General features: G+C 47.2%; 23 protein-coding genes and 1 tRNA gene. 8 read left to right on the top strand and 16 right to left on the bottom strand.

Annotated elements, in window-relative coordinates:
* Positions 1-5: 5 nt before the first annotated feature.
* Together QFZ51_RS03740 and QFZ51_RS03745 are read right to left on the bottom strand one after the other, a co-directional pair.
* Complete coding sequence (locus QFZ51_RS03740) at positions 6-1,949, bottom strand: BatD family protein (RefSeq protein WP_429043306.1); 1,944 nt, start codon at positions 1,947-1,949, stop codon at positions 6-8.
* A 147-nt stretch (positions 1,950-2,096) separates the two neighbouring features.
* Positions 2,097-2,798 carry an SDR family oxidoreductase gene (locus tag QFZ51_RS03745; protein ID WP_429043307.1) on the bottom strand — a complete coding sequence of 234 codons (702 nt, stop codon included), beginning with the start codon at positions 2,796-2,798 and terminating at the stop codon, positions 2,097-2,099.
* 95 nt (positions 2,799-2,893) lie between these two features.
* Here QFZ51_RS03745 and QFZ51_RS03750 point away from each other — a divergent pair, with 95 nt between their 5' ends.
* Positions 2,894-3,589 (top strand): YjjG family noncanonical pyrimidine nucleotidase, encoded by a 696-nt coding sequence (locus tag QFZ51_RS03750; RefSeq protein WP_429043310.1) that lies wholly within the window; start codon positions 2,894-2,896, stop codon positions 3,587-3,589.
* Positions 3,590-3,627: 38 nt separating this feature from the next.
* Here QFZ51_RS03750 and QFZ51_RS03755 read toward each other — a convergent pair whose 3' ends face one another.
* From QFZ51_RS03755 to QFZ51_RS03780, 6 genes are all read right to left on the bottom strand, one after another.
* Positions 3,628-3,846, bottom strand: a complete 219-nt coding sequence (locus QFZ51_RS03755; RefSeq protein WP_429043311.1) for a hypothetical protein — start codon at positions 3,844-3,846, stop codon at positions 3,628-3,630.
* Between the two features lie 28 nt (positions 3,847-3,874).
* The gene (locus tag QFZ51_RS03760; RefSeq protein WP_429043313.1) at positions 3,875-4,015 is read right to left on the bottom strand and encodes a phosphatidylserine decarboxylase; all 141 of its coding nucleotides are present in this window, start codon (positions 4,013-4,015) and stop codon (positions 3,875-3,877) included.
* Positions 3,996-4,529 (bottom strand): phosphatidylserine decarboxylase, encoded by a 534-nt coding sequence (locus QFZ51_RS03765; protein ID WP_429043316.1) that lies wholly within the window; start codon positions 4,527-4,529, stop codon positions 3,996-3,998. Before QFZ51_RS03765 ends, QFZ51_RS03760 begins: the two co-directional genes overlap by 20 nt.
* Before the next feature lie 94 nt (positions 4,530-4,623).
* Complete coding sequence (locus QFZ51_RS03770; protein WP_429043319.1) at positions 4,624-5,505, bottom strand: phosphatidate cytidylyltransferase; 882 nt, start codon at positions 5,503-5,505, stop codon at positions 4,624-4,626.
* Between the two features lie 112 nt (positions 5,506-5,617).
* Positions 5,618-5,869, bottom strand: a complete 252-nt coding sequence (locus QFZ51_RS03775) for a DUF2007 domain-containing protein (RefSeq protein ID WP_429043322.1) — start codon at positions 5,867-5,869, stop codon at positions 5,618-5,620.
* Positions 5,870-5,898: 29 nt separating this feature from the next.
* Positions 5,899-6,846: a CPBP family intramembrane glutamic endopeptidase gene (locus QFZ51_RS03780; protein WP_429043325.1), complete on the bottom strand. Its 948-nt coding sequence runs from the start codon at positions 6,844-6,846 to the stop codon at positions 5,899-5,901.
* A gap of 183 nt (positions 6,847-7,029) precedes the next feature.
* Here QFZ51_RS03780 and dusB point away from each other — a divergent pair, with 183 nt between their 5' ends.
* Positions 7,030-8,097 carry a tRNA dihydrouridine synthase DusB gene (gene dusB, locus QFZ51_RS03785; protein WP_370908950.1) on the top strand — a complete coding sequence of 356 codons (1,068 nt, stop codon included), beginning with the start codon at positions 7,030-7,032 and terminating at the stop codon, positions 8,095-8,097.
* Positions 8,098-8,139: 42 nt separating this feature from the next.
* A complete protein-coding gene (locus tag QFZ51_RS03790) occupies positions 8,140-8,709 on the top strand; it encodes an NUMOD4 domain-containing protein (RefSeq protein ID WP_079471790.1) in 570 nt (189 codons plus the stop codon).
* 102 nt (positions 8,710-8,811) lie between these two features.
* Here QFZ51_RS03790 and QFZ51_RS03795 read toward each other — a convergent pair whose 3' ends face one another.
* Entirely contained in the window at positions 8,812-12,102 is a 3,291-nt protein-coding gene (locus QFZ51_RS03795) for an AAA domain-containing protein (RefSeq protein ID WP_429043327.1), read from the bottom strand.
* A gap of 88 nt (positions 12,103-12,190) precedes the next feature.
* Here QFZ51_RS03795 and proC point away from each other — a divergent pair, with 88 nt between their 5' ends.
* Positions 12,191-12,988 (top strand): pyrroline-5-carboxylate reductase, encoded by a 798-nt coding sequence (proC, locus tag QFZ51_RS03800; protein ID WP_429043329.1) that lies wholly within the window; start codon positions 12,191-12,193, stop codon positions 12,986-12,988.
* Here the strand turns inward: proC and QFZ51_RS03805 are convergent.
* From QFZ51_RS03805 to rimP, 6 genes are all read right to left on the bottom strand, one after another.
* Positions 12,985-13,479, bottom strand: coding sequence for a SixA phosphatase family protein (locus QFZ51_RS03805; RefSeq protein WP_370908953.1), 495 nt, complete (start codon positions 13,477-13,479; stop codon positions 12,985-12,987). The two genes, proC and QFZ51_RS03805, sit on opposite strands and share 4 nt — an antisense overlap.
* 212 nt (positions 13,480-13,691) lie before the next feature.
* A complete protein-coding gene (locus tag QFZ51_RS03810) occupies positions 13,692-15,419 on the bottom strand; it encodes an amidophosphoribosyltransferase (protein ID WP_429043331.1) in 1,728 nt (575 codons plus the stop codon).
* 272 nt (positions 15,420-15,691) lie between these two features.
* Positions 15,692-17,074, bottom strand: a complete 1,383-nt coding sequence (locus QFZ51_RS03815) for a peptidylprolyl isomerase (RefSeq protein ID WP_370908955.1) — start codon at positions 17,072-17,074, stop codon at positions 15,692-15,694.
* 219 nt (positions 17,075-17,293) lie between these two features.
* Positions 17,294-21,106: a translation initiation factor IF-2 gene (infB, locus tag QFZ51_RS03820; RefSeq protein ID WP_429043333.1), complete on the bottom strand. Its 3,813-nt coding sequence runs from the start codon at positions 21,104-21,106 to the stop codon at positions 17,294-17,296.
* Positions 21,093-22,340 (bottom strand): transcription termination factor NusA, encoded by a 1,248-nt coding sequence (gene nusA, locus QFZ51_RS03825; protein WP_079471571.1) that lies wholly within the window; start codon positions 22,338-22,340, stop codon positions 21,093-21,095. The genes infB and nusA overlap by 14 nt, the downstream gene beginning before the upstream one ends.
* Before the next feature lie 16 nt (positions 22,341-22,356).
* The gene (rimP, locus tag QFZ51_RS03830) at positions 22,357-22,821 is read right to left on the bottom strand and encodes a ribosome maturation factor RimP (protein WP_370908957.1); all 465 of its coding nucleotides are present in this window, start codon (positions 22,819-22,821) and stop codon (positions 22,357-22,359) included.
* A gap of 166 nt (positions 22,822-22,987) precedes the next feature.
* Here rimP and QFZ51_RS03835 point away from each other — a divergent pair, with 166 nt between their 5' ends.
* The 3 genes from QFZ51_RS03835 to QFZ51_RS03845 all read left to right on the top strand — a co-directional run bounded on the left by QFZ51_RS03835 (position 22,988) and on the right by QFZ51_RS03845 (position 23,971).
* Positions 22,988-23,284, top strand: coding sequence for a DUF2752 domain-containing protein (locus tag QFZ51_RS03835; RefSeq protein ID WP_370908958.1), 297 nt, complete (start codon positions 22,988-22,990; stop codon positions 23,282-23,284).
* Between the two features lie 10 nt (positions 23,285-23,294).
* Positions 23,295-23,645: a TM2 domain-containing protein gene (locus QFZ51_RS03840; RefSeq protein WP_370908959.1), complete on the top strand. Its 351-nt coding sequence runs from the start codon at positions 23,295-23,297 to the stop codon at positions 23,643-23,645.
* A gap of 83 nt (positions 23,646-23,728) precedes the next feature.
* Complete coding sequence (locus QFZ51_RS03845) at positions 23,729-23,971, top strand: hypothetical protein (protein ID WP_429043336.1); 243 nt, start codon at positions 23,729-23,731, stop codon at positions 23,969-23,971.
* A gap of 28 nt (positions 23,972-23,999) precedes the next feature.
* Here QFZ51_RS03845 and QFZ51_RS03850 read toward each other — a convergent pair whose 3' ends face one another.
* Positions 24,000-24,629, bottom strand: coding sequence for an HAD family hydrolase (locus QFZ51_RS03850; protein WP_429043337.1), 630 nt, complete (start codon positions 24,627-24,629; stop codon positions 24,000-24,002).
* 117 nt (positions 24,630-24,746) lie between these two features.
* Here QFZ51_RS03850 and QFZ51_RS03855 point away from each other — a divergent pair.
* Positions 24,747-24,820: transfer RNA gene (locus tag QFZ51_RS03855), tRNA-Ile, on the top strand.
* The last annotated feature ends 218 nt before the right edge of the window (positions 24,821-25,038 follow it).

A 25,038-nucleotide genomic window follows, 5' to 3' on the forward strand; every position in this document is an offset into this window, starting at 1 on the left:
AGTAGTTAGTTCTTCAACGCATCTTCCAGGTTGGTGATAATGCTCACCGCCTGTTCATATGTACCCTGCATTTTACGGTTATCCTGTCCGGGTGCATATAAAGCCACTTCGCAATTATCGATCAGGTTAAACAGGTCGTGCGTATTGCTGCCGTTGATATGACGGGCGTTCAGCTTATCCTGTATCAGTTGTTTACTCAGATCGGCCATTGGTATTTTCAGTTTGGAACTGAGATAACCCCAAACGGCGCGGGAAGTTTCTTCATAAAATGCCTTGTCCTTGCCTTCTTTCAGATAACGCGCAGCCAGTTCCAATCGTTTCAGGGCTACCTTATTGGCGTAGCGGTGTTTCAGCACTGCGGCGTTGGTGGTGTTGTAGTCTTTGCGGCGTTTGTAGAAAATAATACCTGCAGCTATCAGCAGCGGCAATAACAACAGGATATAGAACCATGGGCTGAGAATAAACCAGCTGTGATTTTTTGTCCAGTCGAGGATACCGGTTTCATTTTTCACCAGTTCATTTTTACCGGCGCCATAATCCTGTTTATCCTGCTTAATATGTTTGCCCTGTTCGATATGGATATCGAAAGGTTGGGAACGCAATGTTTTATAGCTGTTGGCGGCGGGGTCAAAGTAAGAGAATTCTACTGCCGGTATGGTATGATCGCCGGCTTCCTGCGGCATCAGCACATATTCAAAAGTACGGCTGCCGGAAAGCGGGTTGCTGTTCTTTTCAATGTCGTCTGTTACTTTTGGATCATATTTTTCAAAGCCGGTAGGCGTTTCCACCTTTGGAGAGTTCAGGAGGTTTACGTTTCCTTGCCCGCTAACGGTTACTTTCAGCGTGAGGGCGTCATCTGTGGTAAGCTTCTTCTTATCCACTACCGCTGTCATGTTAAAGTTACCCACAGCGCCGTTGTAGCTGAGTGGGCGCCCGTCGACCGGAACCGGTTTAACATTGATCTTTATCGGATTGCTTTGGATTTTGTAGGGAACATCCTGGTATTCCACTTCCGGGCGGTTAAAGAAATCATCAAAGAAAGGATCTCTGAATGCGGGATCGTTGAAGAAATCTTCAAAGGGATCCCTACCCCTGCTGCCACCTTTTTTGCTCACCATTTTTACAAGGCGCACCTGGTTGTCCACTTCTACAGGGTCCAGTTCCAGGGTGCCCGACTGTAGTGGGAAAAGCAATGTTTTGCGGATGGTAAACACTTTATACGGAATGCCGTTAACCCTTTCCTCGGTAGCCTGTGGCGGGTTAGGCAGCTCAATATCCTTGGCAGAAAATCCTTTGAATGCCGGGACTTTAGTTACACTGGAATTGGTTGGAAGGCGTGTAAAAAGTTTATACGTGGCCGTTAGTTGTTCTCCTTCGTATAAATTGGTTTTATCTACTTCTACTTTCAGGAAAATATTTTTCTTCAGCTTTTCGTTGATGTCTTCTCCTTTCTTCAAAATACCTTCCTGGATATCTTCGTTACCACTGGGGGAGCCGCGATGCGGCGGGTAGCCGGCAGAAGGAGGTGCGGCCTGCTGCTGTTGTTGCGCATTGCCCTTTCTGACTTCAATTAAAACCGGGTTTGATTTTACGATATTCCCGTTTACACGGGCCTGGGCGCCGGCGATGGTAAAACTGCCCACATGCTTTGGTTGCAGCAGGTAGCTTAGTGCAATGTATTCAGACCGTTTTCCATTGAAAATAGATTGACCCTGCATTTGAGAGGGGCCCTGTAATACTTCAAAATCCTTGAAACTGGGTGGTGTAAAGCTGGAGACGTTTACGCCGTTTTCCAGCATAAACTGGATCTGGAATGGTTCATCCTGCGTCACGGCATTATTGCTCACAGTGGTAGTAAAGCGGAAATCCTGGGCGTGGGCACAAGCTACCAGTCCTATACAAATCAAAATGGCGTAAATACACTTCCTTATGCAAAATCTGTACATCATAATTATGTCAACAAATTTAACCAAAGCCGCGCCGGAAGCGCTGTAAGGCCCCGTTAAAAGTTAGTTAAAACCTTTTAATATGTTCTTATTTAGTTATCCGGAGAAAGAACGATTACCATCCACTAAAAAGCCAATATAATAAGATGTTTAAATATCTCCCAACATAGGTCTCAGTACAATTTCCTCCACAACGGTTTGTTTGGCCATTGTCCATGCGGCCCATATTACGCTGGCTATATCTTCGGGGGGCATCATTCTGTCGGGAGGGGCGTCAAAGCCTTCCCAGGAAGCGGTTAAGGTAGGGCCCGGGCTTACTGCCGAAACCCCGATGTAGTGTGCCTTTAGCTCCTCCCTCAGGTTTTTGGTGAAGCCAAGCAGGGCATATTTGGTAATGCTGTAAGCGCCGCCATTGGGGTATGCGCGGTAGCTGGCAGTGGAACACATGTTAAAAATATATCCTTTACGCCGGGTGATCATGGCGGGTAATAATGCCCTGGTAAGATGATAAGCACTGTATACATTTACCGCCATCATCTTTTCGAGTAACCCTTCTTCTTCCTGGTGAAGGGCGCCAGGTACAAAAATACCGGCATTGTTCACCAGGATATCCACCTGCGGAAATGCCGCATTTATTTTATCTGCAAAAGCCAGTACCTGTGCTTTATCTCCCATATCCACCACCTCCGCCAGCACCGTTACTGCCGGGTTTTTCCGCTGAATATCCGCTTTGGCCAAAGCCAGCGTGTCGGCATGTCTTGCACAAATAGCCACATTAAATCCTTCCAGCGCCAGTTTTTCCGCTATAGCCTTTCCAATCCCCTTGCTGGCGCCCGTAATTACTGCATTCATAGTTTCTTTCATTGATGCAGTAAAATAAGGAATTTACTTTGAATACACCGGCGCCTTCCACCCATCTCTGAGGTATTTTGTACCTTTGCGCCGTCATGAAATACAAACATCTTTTCTTTGACCTGGACCATACCCTCTGGGACTTTGAAACAAATGAACAGGAAACCTTGCTGGAGCTTTATAACAGGCATGGTTTAGAGAGCAGGGGAATACCATCTTTTGAGGCGTTTTCCGTTTCTTATGTGGATCATAACGAGCGCCTGTGGGATCGCTTCCGTAAAGGGTTCATTACCCGCCGGGAATTACGCGACAAGCGCTTCCGCCTTACATTGATCGACTTTAAAATAGGAGATGAAAAACTGACCCAGAAAATCAGCGAAGAATTCCTGGAAATACTGCCATATAAAAAAGCATTATTCCCGGAAGCAAAGGAAACGCTGGAATACCTGGCAGCAAAGGAATACCCTATGCATATGATCACCAACGGTTTCGAGGAAACACAGTTGCTGAAAATGAAGAATGCCGGGATCGACCACTATTTCACGCACATCGTTACATCGGAAGTGGCGGGCAGCTTAAAGCCTTACCGGGAAATTTTTGATTATGCCATCGGGAAAGCCAATACCAGCGCTACAGAGAGTATTATGATCGGAGATGCCATGGAGCTGGACATCAAGGGTGCCCATGGTGTGGGAATGGACCAGGTATATTTTAATCCGGCTAAACCACCGGTTGACTTTCAACCTACCTATGTGATCGGGCACCTTGGGGAGCTGAGAAATATTCTGTAAGAAAGAAGGAGATGTGATAACCACATCTCCTTCTTTCTTTATTGTGCTTTCGCTTTTGTTTTGGTAGCGGCAGCCATTCTCAGGCTGGCGGTTTTAGACGGCTGCTGACAACAGCTTTTACCTTTTGCGGTAGTTTTACACGAGGCAGCCGAACAATCCTTTTTAGATTTAGCGGCTGTTTTGGTTTTCTCCTGTGCCAGCGCTACGCCTGCTATCAGCAGTAAGGCAGCCAGGCCGGTAAAAGCTTTCTTTATCATAATAATGCCGTTTAGCTACTAAAGATACCTAGATTTTAGCAATAACCGTAATGCCACCCTGCACTACCTGTTCCAGCTGTACCGCTACTTCTGTACCGATAGGCAGGTAAAGGTCTACACGGGAGCCAAACTTGATAAAGCCCATTTCTTCATTCTGATTTACTTCCATGCCAGGTTTCAGGTAGTTCACAATCCTGCGGGCAAGTGCACCGGCAATTTGTCTTTACCAGGATATCCGTTTTACCGTTACCGATTACTACGGAATGCCTTTCGTTTTCAGTGGAAGACTTTGGATGCCAGGCCACCAGGTATTTGCCGGCGTGGTATTGCGATAATTTTACCGTACCCCTGATTGGGTTCCGGTTTACATGCACATTGGCAGGACTCATAAAAATAGACACCTGCAAACGCTTATCCTTGAAATATTCCGGCTCATATACTTCTTCAATGACCACTACTTTACCATCGCAGGGAGAAACAACCAGCGAATCACCTGTTGTATATTGACGGGAGGGAATACGGAAGAATGAAACGATGAACAGGAAGAACGCAAGGGAGATAATGGATACCGTCCAGCATAGCGCCGGCGCGTTACCGAACCAATAAAATACTGCTCCGTTTATTAACGCCAGTACCAGGAATACAAGGGAAATAGTAGCAAATCCTTCACGATGGATCTTCATTGTTTTTTTATTAGATGTTTGATTTATGTGTTTAATCTGGGTGCAAAGTTACTTTAATTCAATTTTTTTAGAATACGAATATTTTGTTAACGTATTACATCATAAAAAACTGAACATAGATCCAGGCGAAGGGTGCCGCCAGCAGCAGCGAATCGAACCGGTCCATAAAGCCGCCATGGCCGGGCATGATCCGGCCGGAATCCTTCACGCCGGCCATCCTTTTGAGTTTCGATTCAATCAGGTCGCCAATGGTGCCAAATATGGCGGCGATGAGCGCCAGCGCTATCCAGTGTTGTAAGGCCAGGTACTGGTAGCCCCACAAATGGCCATAAGTGCCGGCAGTAGCTACCGCGAGGATCATCCCCCCTACCGTCCCTTCAATCGTCTTTTTTGGAGAAATAGCCGGGGCAAAAGGGGTACGCCCAATCAGCGACCCAACTATATAAGCCATAGTATCATTTATCCAGATGAATATGATCAGCAGCAAAGGAATGAGCCAGCCGGGAGCGGTGCCTACGTTTTCGGGTGTATAGTGAATGTTGATGGCATTCATCCGGATATGGATCAGCAACCCAAACGGAATAATCACATACAATAGCCCGATAGCCGAATACCCGATATTCTTTAAAGAAAAATCTTTACTCATCAATACTTCTCCCAAAGGCATTACCAGCAGGAAAATAACGGCTGTCCACCAGCCAATCAGCCCGGTGGGCATGCCGCCTATTTGAAAATTATCTCCGGTAAAAGTAAGCAGGATGGCGGCTCCCGCGATGGTAGCGCCCCATTTATGCCAGGGCGAAACGCCGGCATAGTCTGCATCGATCCCACGCAGCAGCCTGAAGTACTCCTGCAGGGCAAAACAGCCTATCAGAAAGAAAAGCAGGAAAAAGGTGTAGTCGGCCCATAGGATCCCTCCCAGCATTACTGCCACAAACACAAGCGCAGAGGCAGTGCGGGTGAAAAATGTCTTCATTATGGTTGTATCTGTTGATTAAGTTCTACCCGCAAAAATGGATAAAAATAGCCTACGGAGCAAATCCCGTTCTGGAACTGCCCGGAGGGCGCCATTCCACGGGAGCTGTCACTTATTCTTCCCCATCTATCTCATTAGGATCGCCGGTAGGCAGATTGTTGTGATTGTGTACAAGATCCCTGGCTAATTGTTCCTTTGATTCATGTACATACAGTTCCACCTGTCCCGGCAGCGTGATATTGTAGGAAGACGACTGACGGTTGAGTAAAACCGCCTCAATGTCGTTGTCCAGTAACATACCCTTTACAATTTCGGCTTCAAATGGCCTGTCGCTCGAAAAAACTTTAACCCAGTCCTTTTCCATAATGATTGTTTTAGTGTCTTTTATTAAGATTAAAAATTTTCGTCTGTTCCAATTTCATCCACCTCTTCCCCTTCTTTTTTATCCACGGGATCTGTCATCAGCATGGGGGAGGATTTTTTACGTAACGCCCAAAACAGTCCAATGGTTACGGGAACGCTTAAAGCGATATAATACCATTCCACGGGTGTGTTTTTCATCGGATCGTCTTTTATCATGCCATGCTGGAACAGGTACAGCAGCGTTACCTGCAGCCCGTTGTTCAGGATATGGGCAAAGATGCTTAACCACAGGTTACCACTGATCACGTAGATAGCTCCCAGCGCAAAACCCATTAACACGCGGGGCAGAAACCCCAGCATTTCGCCATGGATGGCGCTGAATAAGATAGCCGTGATAAATACACTCAGCCATACCTTTCCGGTAGCTTTAATAATGAGCCGCTGTAAAACGCCGCGGAAAAACAGTTCTTCCGCAATAGCCGGTACAATGGCTACCAGTATCATGTTAATGAAAAGATCTTTCAGGGTAGGCATCTTCAGCATAATGCCCAGCAGCTTTTCCGCCATATCCTGGAGGTCGCGGGCCGATTGGGAAATAGGCCAGGTTTCGTTCCACTCACCCAGCAGGCTGGCCAATGGTAAACTGCCGTACATAGCCAGCAGCGCCAGTATAACCTGTAAGCCGGTGGGCGTTTTAAGCCCCAGGTATTTCATCGGATAAGGCTGCCAGAGGTAGGCAAAAATTGCCGCCGGCACAAAGAAGGCGACCACGGTATAAAGGAATTGTGTTATTTTCAGATAGCCGATCGAGTTAGGGTCGGTAAGCGTGCCGGTTTGAAGCGCTTCCAGCGTTTGACCGGTAACACCTGGCGTAATTGCCTGAAGCGCATAAAGGTACAGGGCAAAGAACCCAAAGGAAAAGCCCAGGAAAGAGACAAACTGCAATGAAACGGGAGACTGCTTCAGATAACCGGACATAAGAAGATACTGTATTTTTTTGCGTAAATTTACAGCGCGAAATTAAGTTTTTGCAGATGCTTACCGCTTACCGCAACTGCTGAACGATAGCCGTTACTGCAAAGAAATCCTGCTTGTAAAAGAAATAGTATATAAAATATTAAAATAATAACTCCGGCAAAAGCTGCTGTGGTTATATAAATTATGGTGAAGATAGGAAATATTGAATTGGGAGAATTCCCTTTATTACTGGCGCCCATGGAAGATGTGAGCGATCCGCCTTTTCGTGCGGTGTGCAAGGATAATGGGGCCGATCTCATGTATACGGAGTTCATTTCTTCGGAAGGACTGATACGTGATGCCATCAAAAGCCGCAAAAAACTGGACATTTTCGACTACGAACGTCCGGTAGGAATCCAGATTTTCGGCGGAGATGAAGAATCCCTGTCGCTGGCCGCACAAATTGTGGAAGCCACTAATCCCGATCTGCTGGATATTAACTTCGGCTGCCCGGTAAAAAAGGTAGCCTGTAAAGGCGCCGGTGCGGGCATCCTGAAAGATATTCCTAAAATGGTAAAACTTACGGCTGCCGTTGTAAAGGCAACCAGGTTGCCGGTAACCATTAAAACCCGCCTGGGTTGGGACGACGACACCAAAAATATTGAAGATGTAGCGGAAAGGCTCCAGGACGTAGGCATCAAAGCCCTTACTATTCATGGCCGCACCCGTACACAGATGTATAAAGGCAGCGCTGACTGGACCCTCATCGGAAAAGTAAAAAACAATCCCCGCATACAAATTCCTATCTTTGGTAACGGTGATATATGTACGCCGGAACAGGCAATCGCCGCCAGGCAGAAATATGGCGTGGATGGCGTTATGATCGGGAGAGCCGCAATCGGCTATCCATGGATTTTCAGGGAGATCAAGCATTTTATGAAGACAGGCGAACATTTACCCCTGCCAACTGTTTTGGAAAGAGTAGAAGTTTGCAAAAAACACCTTCACCAGTCAGTTTCCTGGAAAGGTGAAGTAGTAGGCATACTGGAAATGCGCAGGCATTATACAAATTACCTCAAAGGTTTGCCGCATATCAAGGAATTCAGACAACAATTAGTAACTTACAATACATTAGCTGAGATTGAGGAAGTACTAGACGCGGTTGTGTTACAATACAAGGACCATATATTCGAGCGGGCCGCTCCCCAATTAGCTGCACACGATTTTCTGCCGGCTGATAATGAAATGGCCGGTTGTAACGTTTACGGATAAACGGATAAACCCCAGGATATAAAAAAAAAAAAATACTTTCACATGACCACAATTAAAAATCTGAAAAATGAAGTCTGGAAAGACTTACAGATTAAAAACAAATCTGCCCTGCGTAAAAAATACGCCGTTTCAAACATGGGGAGAGTGATCAGTTATCATGAAAGTACCGAAGATGGTAAGCTGCTCACGGGGTCTACCGTAGAAGGCTATACGGTATTAAACGTAAAGCCCGCAGACAGCTACCAGTCACTGTACCTCCACAGGGAAGTGGCCAAACTTTTCAGCAAAAAAGGAGGACGGGCACATAAATATGTGATACACCTGGACTACGATAAAAAAAATAATAAAGCCTCCAACCTCCAATGGGCCACCAAGGAGGAAATGGAAGAACATCAGCAAAAAAGTCCCGCCAAGCTCGCCTACAAAGAAAAGCAACGCAACCGCGTGAAAGGACTCAAACTGAATGTTACCAAAGTAAAGAGCATCAAACGCCTGCTGAATAAGCCCGGCAAGAAAACAATGAAGCAAATCGCTGAACAGTTCGATATCAGTGAAATGCAGCTCTACCGCATTAAAAGCGGCGAAAACTGGGGGCACGTTACACTGGATTAAAGCCTGGTTTACCAGGACTGATCATATATGATGTTGTCTGACGATGGCCATACTAACCGTATGGCCATTGTTACTTGGAGCCGCAACGTATAGTACCTGCCGTTAGAGTACGCCTCTGCTCATCTCCCCCAATACCTTACGGTAATGAGCGCTATCCTGCAACACTGGCTCGTATCCCAGCAATATCACCTGTTTTCGTGCACGCGACAACGTTACCAGCAACTTCCGGTCTACCTCTATCTCCTCTTCTTCCCAGTTAAACTGCCCCAGGCACTGCAAGGTTTGCACCTGCGCCGCATGATATACCGCCAGCGACACAATGATAATATCGTTTTCAGAACCCTGGAACCGCTCCACGGTATCAATATTAATGTCCTGCAACGCTTCATCATCCGCAATCAACTCTCTGATCAAGCTGATCTGCGTTCGCCATGGCGTTACCACCCCCACGGTATCTTTACTGAAACCCGCACCATAACGGTTCTTCAGGTGATGCAGCAGCGATACTACCCACGCCGCCTCCGTCCTGTTCATCTTGGAACTCGGCTCATACGGGCTGCCAATAAATACTTTTCTTCCTAAAGATAAAACCCGCTCCCAGCCTAAATTCTCATGACCGCCATATAAATCGAAACCGGCTTTTTGCTCCTCTCTTCCGGAAGATAACTGACCTGCATAGTAATGATTTACCAATGCCGCAATACTGTCATGCATCCGGAAGTGGGTATTCAACATGCCCCAGGCATGCCGCCACTGGCTGGTTTTACAGCGTTGTATGAGCCGCTCGAAAATAGAGGTCCGCAAATCCCCGATACCCAGTTCCTGTAAACAGGGCACTTTCACCTGGCAGAAATGCGCTTCCTGCGCCACCACCGGCGGCAACTGGTTCTGGTCTCCTATCAGGATAAATTTACGAAATGGCATCAGCAGCCCCAGTAGCTGTGGCTCGGTTAACTGGGAAGCTTCATCCACAACTAAAGTATCGGTAGGAATCCCCATCATTGTAAGCTGCTCCAGCCGGGTGGCCATAGTAGCGACTGTGGCTACAAACACACGGTGACTGGTAATATAATTCCGCGCCTCATCCAGGGAGCCTTCCAGGCAATATTGCCGGAGCGTGAGTGAAGCGGAGGAGTTACGCCCACCCATACGGAGATGCGTAATATTTTTAGCCGTCAGCTTATGACATATTTCTTCCACCGCCTTGTTGGTAAACGCAACAATGATCACATGGTGATCCTGTTTTACCATCTCCCCCACTATAGTAGTAAGCATGGAAGATGTTTTACCGGTGCCCGGCGGACCCTGTAACAGGTAATAATCCTGCGCCTCCAAGGCATGCTTTACCAGCTGTTCCTGGTTAGGATTAAACATGGCCGGAGTAGTGTGCTGTAAAGGATACCAGCGGGGTGTAGTAAGCCCCAACAGCATATTGGTACGCTCACGGTAAAGCGGGGAAATCACATGAAAAAGCGACGCCGTTGCTATCCAGTAGTTGGATTCATAAATATCATGCTCTATGATCCACTCATCAAATTGCCGGAAAAAGTCGAGCGTCATCTGCCGGTTATTCAGAGAAAAGCTTAACTGATTTTTCCCGAGATCCTCTATCCTGCCTTTCAGCAACTGTTGCTGCAACGGCTGTAGTTCAGTGCTGGTACGCGGATAAATAATAGCGGTATCCCCCTTGCGGAAATTATGGCTAACGGGAACGACTATATCAAATAACACGGAGCTGTTAACGGTATCAAACTCCCGGAAGCGGAGCCCTGGTATAATATTGAAGCGGGATAGCTTATCTTTTTCCTGTTGCAGCCATAGCGCTGCAAAGCCGTCTGCATCTTCCTCCCGGTTAATTTCTGAAAACATGCCGCACTTCGCCTGCAGGTATTCCCGCAGCATAAAGGCGAGGAACTCGTGATAATAGGCCTTTGCCACAGGAGGTGCCGTTTGCCAGGCCTGTTCAAAAGTGGTGAAATGCGCAGCACTGAAAGAAGGCAGGCCCAGGGCAGCTGCGGTAGTGATAGAGGACAGTATTTCAAATTCCCCGCCCGCGAGCCGCAGCAACATACCTACTACTTCATTACGCAGCAGTAGTAAATCATTTTCGGTATGATGTGTACTGCTCACGTTCCGCAGAGGATTGGTGGCGGCGGCAGAGTACAGGATGGCGGAACCTCCCTTTCGTTGACGGCCAAAAGCAGAGCGCAGCAGGAGATTATACCCCACTACCTGCATTTCGTGATTTTTCCAGGTATTGAAGTCGGGGCATTTCCCGCTTTTCAGCTCAAAAATCTCCTTCCGGTATTCATCAGTATCATCTTCTGCCATGAGATCCAGTCGCCCCTGCAAACCGTACTGGGCGGACAAAAAGGTGGGTTCTATCTTCACCGGTTTATCCTGCAGTTCTTTTACGGTATTATGCAGGTTACCCCAGTGTTGCTGCCGGATATCGCGAAACATGTCGTTGATCTTTTCCCGGCCGTAAGCGGCCGCCTGCAGCACGTTTTCTGCTACGGCTTCCACAAATGAACTTTTGAAATCTATGTCCCTGTTGCGGAGCATTTCATCCAGGAGGGCATTTACCAGGTTTCCCTTAAATGCCGCCGGGCTGGATTGCTGGGGAGTAAGTTTTTTAACAAGATATAATAACCGGTTGGGTCCTTTATGGGTGAAACATTCTGCCAGGTCGCTGATATCTATCAGCAGATCCGGCTCCAATACTACCTGGCTTTCACTGGTGGTGGTGTATTCATGTCCGTTGGTTCCCTGGCGGCAGTGGAGTACGTGAATGGTGTCGTAAGGGCGCAGCAGTCCATGCAGGGATATTACCGCTTCGGGATCCATATGTTCCAGCAGCAGCTGGAAAGCTCCCTGCTCGTCATTTTTTACATCCAGCAGCAGGGTATATTTTCCGAGCGTGGTGGTGGTGAGCGTGCCTACTGTGGTAACCATACATTTCAGCAATGCGAGGCTGCCGGGGCGGTGTTGCCATGCAAGCGACAGTTTATGTGAGCCTGCGGAGGCGTATAGTGCGGTGAGTTCTGCAGGCGGTGCTATTTGGTAGCACCAGGCCACAGATTCCGTAAGGGCTTTGATGCACAGGAGGTGTTCGGCGTCATGTAGGGGAAACATTCCCCGTGTAGCCTTATTAGTTAGTATGCGGAGCGCCGTCAACTGCTGATGGATATCCGGTGGCACGGATTGCCGGTCGAAATAAAACTGCATGCGTGCAAACAGGTTTCCGAAAGAGCGGGTTTCTTTACGGGTCAGCTCCCGGAAAAGGATTTCCAGTATCTGTTTATAGTGACGGGTTTTATCTTCCGTATCAGGAATATTGTGGGCTTCTTTTATTCTGGCGTAAAACGCAGTTGCTGTATGTAATGCCTGCATATCCGCAAGTTAATGAATCGTTGCCGTTTGCATGGATGCAGCATTTGTTATACCTTTCTTACGATTTATAATGTAATCTTCATTTTTTATGTCAGCCAAAAAAATAGCCATTATAGGTGGAGGAAATCTGGGATCGGCCATCGCCCAGGGATTGTTGAAGAGCGGGTTTTCAAAGGCCGGCGATATCATTGTTACCAAGCGTAACACCAGTACCCTTACGGATCTGCGTGATGCAGGTGTGCGGATAGAAACGGACAATGATATTGCCATCCGCGAAGCGGAAATTATTGTGGTAGCTTTAAAACCGTACAATGTGCGGGAAGTATTGCAGGAGTTCAAAGGGTCCTTTAACCCGGCAAAACATATACTGATCAGCGTGGTTACCGGCGTAAGCATCGACGACCTGGAGCATGTGGTACCCGGCATGCCGGTGGTACGGGCCATGCCTAATACAGCCATCGCCATACAGGAGTCTATTACCTGTATTTCTCATAAACACGCCACCGAAGAGCAGATCCGGTATGTAAAAACCATGTTCGATCAGCTCGGAGCTACCGTAACGATCGATGAGAAACTGATGGATGCCGCCACAGTGCTGGGCGCCTGTGGTATCGCCTTTGCGCTGCGTTATATCCGGGCAAATATCCAGGGCGGTATTGAAATTGGATTTGATGTGCGCACGGCCAGTTTAATTGCCGCTCAAACGGTAAAAGGGGCTGCAGAGCTGCTGATCCGTGAAAACCGCCATCCGGAAGAGGAAATCGATAAGGTAACTACCCCGAAAGGCTGCACTATTGCCGGTCTTAACGAAATGGAACACCAGGGCTTCAGTTCTTCCCTGATCAAGGGAATTACCGCTTCTTACAATAAAATTGTGAAAGACTAATCTTTACGGGGATACTCGAAGAAGAGGAACTTTTTCTTTGCCAGGTCAAAATCTTTCCAACTATCGGTGTCTGCCTGGATACCAAAGATACCGGTAGTGGGTACATTATCTATCCTGATTTCTTCGGTGAGGTAATTGGCAAAATCGGTGATGCCTGGGTTATGGGCAAAGATGGCCACGGCGCCGAAATCGTCATCAATTTTGGTGATTACCTTCAGAAAGGTGGCAGCGTAGCAGAGATACAGTTCTTCTTCCAGCAGGATCGCCTGTTTGGGATAACTCCACTCATTCGCCATTATTTTAGCGGTAGTTCTGGCTCTTTTGGCCGGGCTGGAAATAATTAATTCCGGCACCATGCCGCGGGTAATAAGGCGTTGTGCCATTTCGGGCGCGTTCGCTTTTCCCCGTTTATTGAGGGGCCGGTCAAAGTCATCCATATCCGGATCGGTCCAGCTGGATTTAGCATGACGTATAAGTAGTAATGTTTTCATGGGCTGAAAACCTATAATTAACTATTACGAAAATACAGATTTTACAGGAAGTTAACTTGTTAGACTTATACAGTCAGGAGGAAGGGGGTTATTTAAGATAAAATTAACATGAAAACAAATAGTCATTTAAAAAATCAGAGATCTGATTATTCAGCTCAAAAGAAGAATTTCTTCTGATAACCAAATAACCAGATCTCTGATTATTTATACGATTAATATCCTCTTTCGTTTTTGCCTTCCATATAGTTCATGAATGCTTTATTCACCACACGGTTGCCGCCCGGAGTAGGGTAATTACCGGTAAAGTACCAGTCGCCCAGGTTGTTCGGACAAGCCAGATGGAGGCTTTCGATAGATTGATAAATGACTTCTATTTCTGCTTTAATACCGCCTGGGTTGAGGATTTCTGCGATCTTGGCAGAGATCTGTTCAGGGGTAAACGGCTTATAGATATTCTTCACTACGTTTTGTGCGTGAAGGGTATTAGTGCGTTGCAGTTCCTTGCAGAGGCCGTAGGCTTCGTTCAGGATATGTTCCTTGCCATGATCTTTCAGGAGGGCAATAGCGGCCTGGAAGGCTACGAAATCGCCCATCTTGCTCATATCAATACCATAGCAATCGGGGTAGCGGATCTGCGGGGCAGAAGATACGATGATGATCTTTTTGGGTCCTAAGCGGTCCAGCATTTTAACGATACTTTCTTTCAGGGTGGTACCACGTACAATTGAATCATCGATCACCACCAGCGAGTCAATACCGGGTCTTACCTTACCGTAGGTGATATCGTACACGTGTTGTACCATTTCATTACGGCTGGAGTCTTCGGTGATGAACGTACGCATTTTTACGTCCTTGGTGGCTATTTTATCAATGCGGATACGGCGGTTCACCATTTCGGTGAGCTTTTCCTCATCAAAATCATTACCCCAGGAAAGGATGCGTTCTACTTTTATTTTGTTGAGATATTCTTCCAGTCCTTTTAACAGGCCATAGAAGGCTACTTCAGCAGTATTTGGTATAAAAGAGAAGATGGTATTGCGGAGGTCATTGTCGATCGCCTTTAATACGGTGCCGGACAGATGACGGCCAAGATCAGTGCGTTCCTTGTATATTTTTTCGTCGTTACCACGGGAGAAGTAAATCCTTTCAAAGCTGCAGGCCTTACGTTCTTTAGGTTCGAGAATTTGTTCGATGGAGTAGTCGCCGTTGTTTTTAACGATCAGCGCATTACCCGGCATGAGTTCCAGTACTTCATTTTCGCCTACATTGAAAGTAGTGCGGATAGCGGCCCTTTCGGAGGCGGCTACAATCACATCTTCATTAATATAGTAGTAAGAAGGACGGATACCATGTGCATCGCGGATCACGAAAGCATCGCCGGAGCCGATCAGGCCGCAGGTATGGTAACCACCATCAAACATGGAAAATGCCTGTTGCAGGATCTTTTTGATATCCAGGTCGTTGCTGCCTTCATTGTCCTCTTTAGCGAGGAAATGGTGTACAACTTCGAGCATGGCGGCAAGGTCACTGTTTTTGTGTACTTCGCCGGGTTGTGCCTTGGAAAACTCGAACAGCTCGTCCGTGTTAATCAGGTTAAAGTTACCGGCCATGGCGAGGTTGCGGGCAGGAATGGTATTGTAGCGTACGAAGGGATGGCAGAGTTCCACGTTGTTTTTACCCTGGGTGGCATAACGGATATGTCCCATCATGAGTTCACCGAGAAAACGAACATGGCCTTTCATCAGGCCGGGGTATTTGGTGATTTCCGGCTGATATTTTTCTATCTCCTGTATCTCATCACGTACTTTCGCGAAAATATCTCCGATGGCTTGTGGAGCAGCACTGCGGATACGGTGCATGAAGGGGACGCCTGGTTCGGTATTCAGTTTCACAGTAGCCAAACCAGCGCCATCCTGGCCTCTGTTGTGTTGTTTTTCCATGAGCAGATACAGTTTGTTCAGCCCATAGAAAACGCTCCCATATTTTTGTTGGTAGTAGGAAAACGGCTTTCTTAATCTTATAAATGCCAGACCGCATTCATGTTTGATCGCATCACTCATGGCAGAAAATTGAAGTCGCAAAGGTACGCCAAAAAAGGAGAAAACCAGAAAGCGATTGTAAAGCTATCAGCCTTTGCCTATTCAGTATCAGGGCATAAAAAAGCGGAGATAAGAGCTTCCGCTCCTATCTCCGCTTTATATAAATAGTATTGTTATTGCTTGGCCAGGGCAGCCATCCACTGGCTGATATGGTTACAGTCTTTGTATTGATCATCTACGTGAACGTAGAAGGTCGGGATCTTTTCGATGAGCCATTTGTTGATGGCTTCCGCGCGTTTGATATCCAGTGTTCTTTGCTGGATGCGGGAATAATCATCTGTAAGGTTCTCCCGGTGTGGCTGGGTACGTGTTTTCAGGTATACGATCCGTACTGCTGCACGGCCGTTTTCGTCTGTATACTGTACAGGGGCGGAAATCTGACCTGCTTTCAGGGTATCGAGCATCATTACGATATCCCTTTCGGTTGGATCATCCAGCTGATCAATGGTGATCAGGGTGCTTCCGTCGCCGGTTTTGGACTGCATCATACCGCCGTCAAATTTGGCGCTTGGTGCGTCGCTGTATTTGGCTACGGCTTCTGAGAAAGTGATTTTGCCTGCTACGATGCTTTTACGGATGGAATCCAGTTTGGCAGTGTTGCTGGCCAGGTCGGATTTGGTTACTGCGGCTCTTACGAGGATGTGTTGTACAGTAACGTTATCGCCGGAGCGTTTCAGCATCATGATCAGGTGATATCCGTGTTGCGACTTCACCGGGGAAGAAATTTCCCCTTCTTTCAAACGGAAGGCAGATGCCAGGAAGTCGGGATCCCAGGTATTTTTATCATTACGGTTCAGGGTATACACACCTTTGTTATCCTTTACGCCCGGATCTTCGGAGTACAGGATAGCGAGGGAGCCGAAATCTGATTCTTTATTCTGAACGCGTTTTTTGAAATCGAGGAGGCGGTCAATGGCGTATTGGTCCATTTCGCGGGTAGCTTTGGGCTGCAGCACGAGGGTACCTATTTCCAGTTCTGACTCGTAAAAATGGAGGCTATCTTTAGGGATAGCGTCAAAGAAGCGTTTTACTTCTGAGGGCGTTACTTTTACCGGTTCAATGATTTTGTTACGCATTGCCTGGGCCAGCAAACCTTCTTTGATAGGCTGACGGAAGCGTTCGCGAAGCTGGTAAATGGAGTAGCCGGTAACTTCTTTCATTTTCTCCTTACTGCCGTACATGGATTCGAAGTAGCGGATACGGTTTTCCATCTGGGCTTCCACGTCGCCGTCACTTACCGGTAAACTGTCTCTTTCCGCCTGTAACACCATTACTTTCTGGGAAATCAGCATTTCCAGTGTTTTGCAAGCAGCATCAGGCGCCAGATTGCCATCGGGTGAGTTGTGTTGCTGATCGCTGAGTGCTCCGTCCATATCGGATTTGAGGATAATTTTATCCCCTACAACGCCGATAATCTTGTCTGCCACCAGTTTCTGGGCCGTAGAAGCCTGCCATAGCAGCAAAGCGCCTGCGGATAATGCTAAAAGTTTCTTCATACAAAAGCGGTAAAAACCAAAAATAACCATTTAAAAGTCAGTAGCATAGGGAATGTCGATGGATTTAACAAAAGTTTAGATAAGCTGCCGCCTTTTAGCCATAAGCATCTTAGCCAAAAAAACAGCGAAGAAAATAACGATGATAGGTTTTACACTACGGATCGTTCTTTTCTTCGCTGTATGTTATTTTAAAGCGGGTAGTTTTTGGCTACAGGCTTCTTATAAAGTTCTCTTCACTTCTACTTCTTCAAACCCTTCGATGTTATCGTTAGGTCTCAGATCGCTGTATCCGCGGACACTCAAACCACACTCCATGTTAGCGGCCACTTCTTTCACGTCATCTTTATAACGTTTCAGGGAGCCGAGTTCGCCGGTGTGAACCACGATACCGTCGCGCACCACGTTGATACGGGTGTTTCTTGTCAGCTTGCCATCGATAACGAAGCAACCTGCCACGGTAACCTTCTCGAATTTGTAAGTTTCGCGCACCTGAACGTTGCACACCACTTTCTTCTCGATTTTTGGTTCCAGCATACCTTCCATAGCGCTCTTGATTTCGTCGATCGCGTCATAGATGATGGAGTAGTTACGGATTTCGATATTCTCTTTCTCCGCGAGCTTGGCGGCCTGGGAGGAAGGTCGTACCTGGAATCCGAGGATGATGGCGTCAGAAGCGGTTGCCAGCAATACGTCGGATTCTGTAATCTGACCTACTGCTTTATGAACGATGCTGATCACGATTTCTTCGGTAGACAGTTTCTGCAGGGAGTCACTCAACGCTTCTACGGAACCATCAAAGTCGGCTTTGATGATGAGGTTCAGCTGTTTAAAGTTACCCAGTGCCAAACGGCGGCCGATTTCATCCAGGGTGATATGTTTCTTGGTACGGATACCTTGTTCGCGAACGATTTGTGCTCTGCGGTTAGCCACTTCTTTGGCTTCAGATTCTTCGGAGTACATCTTGAACTTCTCACCTGCCTGTGGTGCACCATTCAGGCCGAGTACCTGTACTGGCATGGATGGTCCTGCTTCTTCCATTTTCTGGCCGCGTTCGTTGAACATGGCTTTGATTTTTCCGAAGAAGGAGCCGGATACGATGGTATCGCCCTGACGGAGGGTACCATTTTGTACCAGGAGGGAGGCAACGTAACCGCGACCTTTATCCAGGGTAGCTTCCACGATACTTCCGGAGGCTTCGCGGTCGGGATTGGCTTTCAATTCCAGCAGTTCCGCTTCCAGTAATATTTTTTCGAGGAGCACATCAATATTTAACCCGCTTTTGGCAGATATTTCCTGGCTCTGGTATTTACCGCCCCAGTCTTCTACCAGGAGGTTCATGCCGGCCAGTTGTTCCTTGATTTTCTCAGGGTTGGAGCCTTCTTTATCCACTTTATTGATAGCGAACACCATTGGTAGTCCGGCTGCCTGTGAGTGGGAGATGGCTTCTTTTGTTTGCGGCATGATAGCATCATCAGCAGCGATCACGATTACAGCGATATCCGCTGCTTTGGCGCCACGGGCACGCATCGCGGTAAACGCTTCGTGACCTGGGGTATCGAGGAAGGTGATCTTTTTGCCGCTGGCAGTTGTTACCTGGTACGCACCGATGTGTTGGGTGATACCGCCGGCTTCACCGGCTACCACGTTTGCACTACGGATGTAATCGAGCAGGGAGGTTTTACCGTGATCGACGTGACCCATGATGGTTACGATCGGTGCACGCGGAACCAGATCTGCAGGATCATCTACTTCATCTTCATCATCGGTTTCTTCTGCATCTTCCAGACCAATGAATTCAACTTCGTATCCGAATTCGCCGGCCACCAGTTCTATTACTTCCGCATCGAGGCGTTGGTTGATAGATACCATGATACCGAGGCCCATACATTTAGAGATTACTTCCGCGAAGCTTACATCCATCAGGTTAGCCAGTTCGGATACAGAAACGAATTCTGTTACCTGGAGTTTGTTGTCTCCGTCGCCCTGGTTAATTTTCTGGTTGGCTCTTTCCTCACGTTTTTCTCTACGGTGTTTAGCTTTCACGTTTTTACCGCGACCGCCGCCACCGAGCTTGGCCATTGTTTCCTTGATCTTATTCTGGATCTCGTTCTTATCGATTTCTTTTTCTTCGGTAGTACGTTTATCCTCGCCGCGGTGCTGACCTGGTCTGTTGTAGCCGCCACCCTGGCCTGGCCTGTTATAGCCACCGCCTTGTCCGGGTCTGTTGCCGCCACCACCTGGTCCGCTGCCTGGACGGTTGTAACCGCCGCCTTGTCCGGCTGGTCTGTTACCTCCGCCGCCTGGACCGCCTTGTCCGGCGGGCCTGTTATAGCCTCCGCCCTGACCCTGGCCTTGTCCGGCAGGTCTGTTGTAGTTACCTCCGCCGCCGGTACCTGTGTTGGTGCCACCTGGACGGTTATGGGTACGGTTATCGCCTTGCGGACGATTTCCGCCGCCCTGGCCCTGATGGCCACCTCCGCGGTTATCGTGGTGAGGGCGATTGCCGCCTTGTCCACCATGCTGATGCGGGCGGTGTTCGCCTGGGGCGCCGCCTTCTTTGCGGTCACCTTCTTTAAAGTCTTTAGGCTGAACGGGTTCAGGTTTCTTTTCCACGATGATACGCTTGCGTTTGCGTTTCTCATCCCGGCTAAAGTTGCTGTTCTTATTATTATCGCGTCTGTCAGACTGAACTGGCAGCTCAATTTTGCCGATCACTTTAGGGCCGGTCAGTTTTTCGGCCTGGATGTTTTCGATCACCGCAGAGCCAGCCGCCTCGTCCTGTGCCTGTGGGGCAGCGGGGGGAGGTGTTGGTGGGGTGTTTTCGGCAGTAGAGGGTTTGCGATTTTCCGTTTTTACGACATGTTTAACAGGAACGTGCGCCGGTTCTTTGACTGCAGCCGGTTTTGCGGCTTGTAATACTTCTTCCACTTTTTTAACTACAGGTTTATCTTCAACCGGTGCGGCTTTTTCCGTTTTGTCTGTCGTATCGGTCTTTTCTGTTTTCGCTACTTTCTCTGCTGATGGAGTGGTTTCGGCTTTAGGGGCCTGTTCCACGTTTTCAGCTTTATCAGCTTTCTCAACTGGTTTTTCAGTTGGTGCTGTAGTTGCTTCCTGTACGGGAGGGGCAGGAACGGGTTTAGGTTCCGGTTTTTCAGCAACTGGGGGAGCGGGTGTAACGGGAGCCGGTTTTTCTTCTTTTACCGGTGGTTTCACTGCTTCTGGTTGCGGAGCCGGAGTTTCTTCCTGGTCTGCTTTTTTAGCAACTGGTTTTTTATTGCGGTTTAATGCGTCCAGATCGATAGTGGTGATCACTTTAGGGCCGTTGATTTTCGGCGAATCCGTTTTCTTCACTGGGTCTGGTTCTGCCGGAGGAGGCGTTGCCGGTGCTTTGGGAACTTCCGCAACAGGGGGAGCTGTAACAACGGGTGGTTCAGGCTTCGGTTCAGCTTTTTCCTTTGCGGGAGGCGGAGTTGCCTGGGCAACATTCGCCTGTGGTTGCGGTTCCGGTTTAGGGGTTTCCTTAACTGGTTCCGGTTTAGGTTCAGGTTTTGCTTCCTGTTTAGCAGCAGGAGCAGCCTCTTCTTTTTCTTTGGTGGTATTCTTTTTAGCCGCCGCTTCCGCTTCCTCCTTCTCTTTCTTCTTCATCGTTTCTAACACGCTTCCTTTAGGCAGGGCTATCTGGTCGCTTTTGCGCTTGTTAGCCTTGTCCTGCTGGAACTCCGACTGCAGTGCTGTGTACATAACAGCCGTAAGACGGGCATTGGGAGAACCAAAGCCGTCCATATCAAAGCCTTTATTGCCAAGGAAATCGATGAGGGTCTCCTTACCAATATTAAACTCTTTGGCTGCAGCCAGCAATCGTGGTGTGTTGTTTGTTGTTTCAGGCATATCGTATTTCGGGCCTCCCCTGTTTCCCGTTTCTTCAAAACGGGATGTTTTTTTACGTTTAAACAATAACTCGAAAAAATCAATTCCCTTTCTAATAAGGCCTTTACCTGGGAAGGGTTGTGGCTCGGCTTTATTCTTTGTCAAACTCTTCCTGTAATATTCTTCTTACATCCTGCACTGTCTCTTCTTCCAGATCCGAACGGCGAACCAGTTCTTCAACGGTCAGCTCCAATACGCTGCGGGCAGTGTCACAACCTATTCGTTTAAGCTCATCTATTATCCATTCTTCGATTTCATCCGAGAATTCTTCCAGATCGATATCAAATTCAGACTGTTCCTGCGCTTCATCACGGAATACATCAATCTCGAAACCAGTCAGTTCACAAGCCAGCTTAATGTTTACTCCTTTTTTACCGATAGCCAGTGATACCTGGTCAGGGTTGAGGTAAACGGAAGCGTATTTGTTTTCGTTATCCACTTCCATGCGGCTGATCCTGGCGGGCGTTAAAGAACGCTGGATCAACAATTGAATGTTGGTGGTAAAGTTAATGATATCTATATTTTCATTTCTCAATTCGCGCACGATGCCATGTATACGGCTTCCTTTCATACCCACACAGGCTCCTACCGGATCTATACGGTCATCGTAGGATTCAACAGCCACTTTGGCTCTTTCTCCCGGTTCACGAACAATTTTCTTGATCACTATAAGCCCGTCAAAGATCTCAGGCACCTCAATTTCCAGCAATTTAGCCAGGAAGGATGGATGTGTGCGGGAGAGAATGATGAGTGGGGCATTGTTTTTCATTTCTACCTTCTTCACCACCGCTCTTACGTTCTCCCCTTTTTTGAAATAATCTGTGGGGATTTGTTCAGACTTAGGCAAAATTAACTCATTCCCTTCATCATCAAGCAATAAAACTTCTTTTTTCCAAACCTGGTATACTTCACCGTTTACAATTTCACCTGCTTTGTCGGCATATTTCTTTACCAGGATGTTCTTTTTCAGATCGCCGATACGGGCAGATAAAGTTTGTTTTGCCGCCAGAATAGCCCTGCGGCCGAAATCCATGATCTCTACCTCTTCATATAAATCCTCACCGACCTGATAATCCGGTTCTACCTTAATAGCTTCGGAATATGCGATCTGTGCATTATCATCTTCTACTTCCCCATCCGTTACGATGGTTCGACGGCGTAATATTTCAAGGTCACCTTTTTCGGTATTTACAATCACGTCAAAATTCTCATCTGAGCCATACTTTTTCCGCAGAAGCGTTTTGAACACATCCTCCAGGACCTTCATCAATGTAGGACGGTCAATGTTTTCCGCCTCCTTGAACTCGGTAAATGACTCAATCAAGTTAATACTAGCCATGTTTAGTTGTTATATTTTAAAACACGATGCACACCTTTATGTGCTTTATTTCATTAAGTTTTAAATCAGTTGACTTCTTTTCTTTTTTCTTGCCAATCAGTTCCTCGATGTTAATAGCATCTTCGGTTACCGTTTGCAGGGTGCCCTCTTTTACAGAGCCATCCAGCAGGGTAACTTCCACTTTGCGTCCAATATTTTTAAGGTATTGTCTGTGCAGTTTGAGCGGTTCATCCAGGCCTGCGGACGAAACTTCCAGGGAGAAATCGTTATTTGGGAACAGTTCAGCCGCTTCCAGCAAAGGATATAACTGACGGTTGAATGACACCAGCGTAGCCACCGGCACCCCTTTATCCCCGTCCAGAAAGAGCTTGATATTGTTAGTGGGCTTAATTCTGATGTCTACCAAAAAATTGTCGGGATTATTCGCCAGCAGTCCTTCTGCCATTTCCCGGATAGTTTTTATCACGTGTTCGTTTGCCATACAAAAAGCGCGAAGGGGACAATATCTCGTCCCCTTCGTTTGAATCATTTTTCCTTATACAAAATTAGGATTTTATTTTGATTGAAAAACTATTTCTTTAACTTGTATGTAAATATTTATGTAAGATGCTCTGCCATCATTCATATGTGTTTTTAAAATATCTGACGTGGCGACCGCTTTCTGGCGAAAAATAAATATCGAACTGCTGGCATGGCCCCTGGGCCTGACCCTCCTGTATATGATGCCGCCCGACGAAAATGCCGGCAGCCTGTGTTTCTTTAAAAATATAGGTCTCCCTATTTGCCCCGGTTGCGGATTAGGTCATGGTATCCACTATTTTTTACACGGACAATGGACTGCCTCCATCCAACACCACTGGCTTGCTCCCCTGGTAGTAGCCGTGCTGCTGTACCGCACCGTGCAACTGGCCCGGTATCAATATGCTGATTTCAAACAATCATAAACCCAACACTATGAACGACTTTTCATTTGCGATGCTCCCCGGAATTGAAGCCGAGGAAATGATGTGGCTACAGGAACTGACCAAGAGCTATTCTGCCGAAAACAAGCAGCGGTTCCTGGCCGTATACCAGGGCAGACGCAAAGATCCGCAAACAATCCTTATCTGCAGCCTCATAGGTTTCCTAGGCGTAGCCGGTGTGCAACGCTTCCTGGTAGACCAGATCGCCATGGGAATTGTATATTTTATTACCCTTGGTTTCTGCGGCATCGGTACCATTATAGACGCCATCAACGCCCGCAAAATGGCCTGGCAGTTCAATAAAAAAGAATCCCTGGCATCAGCTGCTTTACTCGGACTTTAATCGCTCCCTGAAAGTTAAAAAAACCTTAAAATGAGGTGGTTTTCAGGAGGTCGGAAAGGATATTCCGCTACCTTCGTGTCATTATGCTAAAATTTTTTCTTTCTATATTTCTGGCCTGGCTGCTGTACAAACTGGTATTCGACCTGATCATACCAGGCTACAGGGTTACCAAACAAGTGCGCAGACAAATGAGCGATATGCAGGATCATATGCGTCAGCAATATGAACAGCAAAACGGCGGACCAAAAGGTCCACAGCCTCCTCCTACCCCACAACCCAAAAATGTGGATAAGGGAGATTACCTCGATTTTGAAGATGTTAAATAGAAAAAGGCCGGTGCATCACCGGCCTTTTTTATAACACCTTTTTAGGCTGAAAAATATCCATAATCGTTCGGGGCGCCTGCAGATGAATGGTTTCCAACCCTACCGCCTTCGCTCCTTCTATATTCGGCAACGTATCATCTATAAACAACGTCTCCTCCGGCAATAACCCGTTTTCCTCCATCACCATCAGGTACGACTCCTTGTCCGGCTTACGATGTCCCATCAGGTGCGAATAGTAGGCCCTGTCGAAAAAGCTGCCCAGCGAAGGAATTCCCCTGCTTTCCTGCAACAACCGGTTGAAAGCCTCCAGGTGTATCGCATTGGTATTACTCAGCAAATACAGGTTATAATGCTGCCGCAACTGCTGTAATAACTGCAGCCGCTGTAAAGGAAAATCGAGCAACATCGCATTCCAGGCCGCTGTTATCTGCTCACCCGTAACCCCCTCCGGCACATGACGCTGCATTTCCGCCAGGAATTCTTCTTCGGAAACATGTCCCGTTTCCAGGCCATTAAATAAGCTGGAACCATGAAACTGTGAATACAACTCATTGAAGTTCTTCACGCCAAGAGCAATAAATGCCTCGTTGGTAAGCTGGTAGTTGATGTTCAGAATAACACCACCCAGGTCGAAAATAATGTTCTTTATGCCTTGCATGCCGCAAATTTATTAAGTATATGCGTAAGCGTTGGGATTAAAAAAAAATTTAGGTTAATTCAATAAAATAATTAATTTTGCCGTCCCCTGAAAAGGGGAAATTAGTTCTTCGGAACAGGTCCTATAGCTCAGTTGGTTAGAGCACCTGACTCATAATCAGGGGGTCCCTGGATCATGCCCAGGTGGGACCACAAGACAGAAAAGGCTTTCAGCGGGTTGACGCGGAAAGCCTTTTTTCATTTGATACATGTTTTGAAACATGTTAACTGCCCATTTTAATATTATTCTATAGAATACGCTTAATTACCAATCCCATCCCTCAATAAGGAAGCCTATTGAATTATAACCCAGTAACATTTCTCAATAAGTTTTTATTACGCAAATAGGGTACATATCCTATGCCTATTTT

The organism is Chitinophaga sp. W3I9 (genome assembly GCF_050434025.1).
Classification (GTDB): Bacteria; Bacteroidota; Bacteroidia; order Chitinophagales; family Chitinophagaceae; genus Chitinophaga.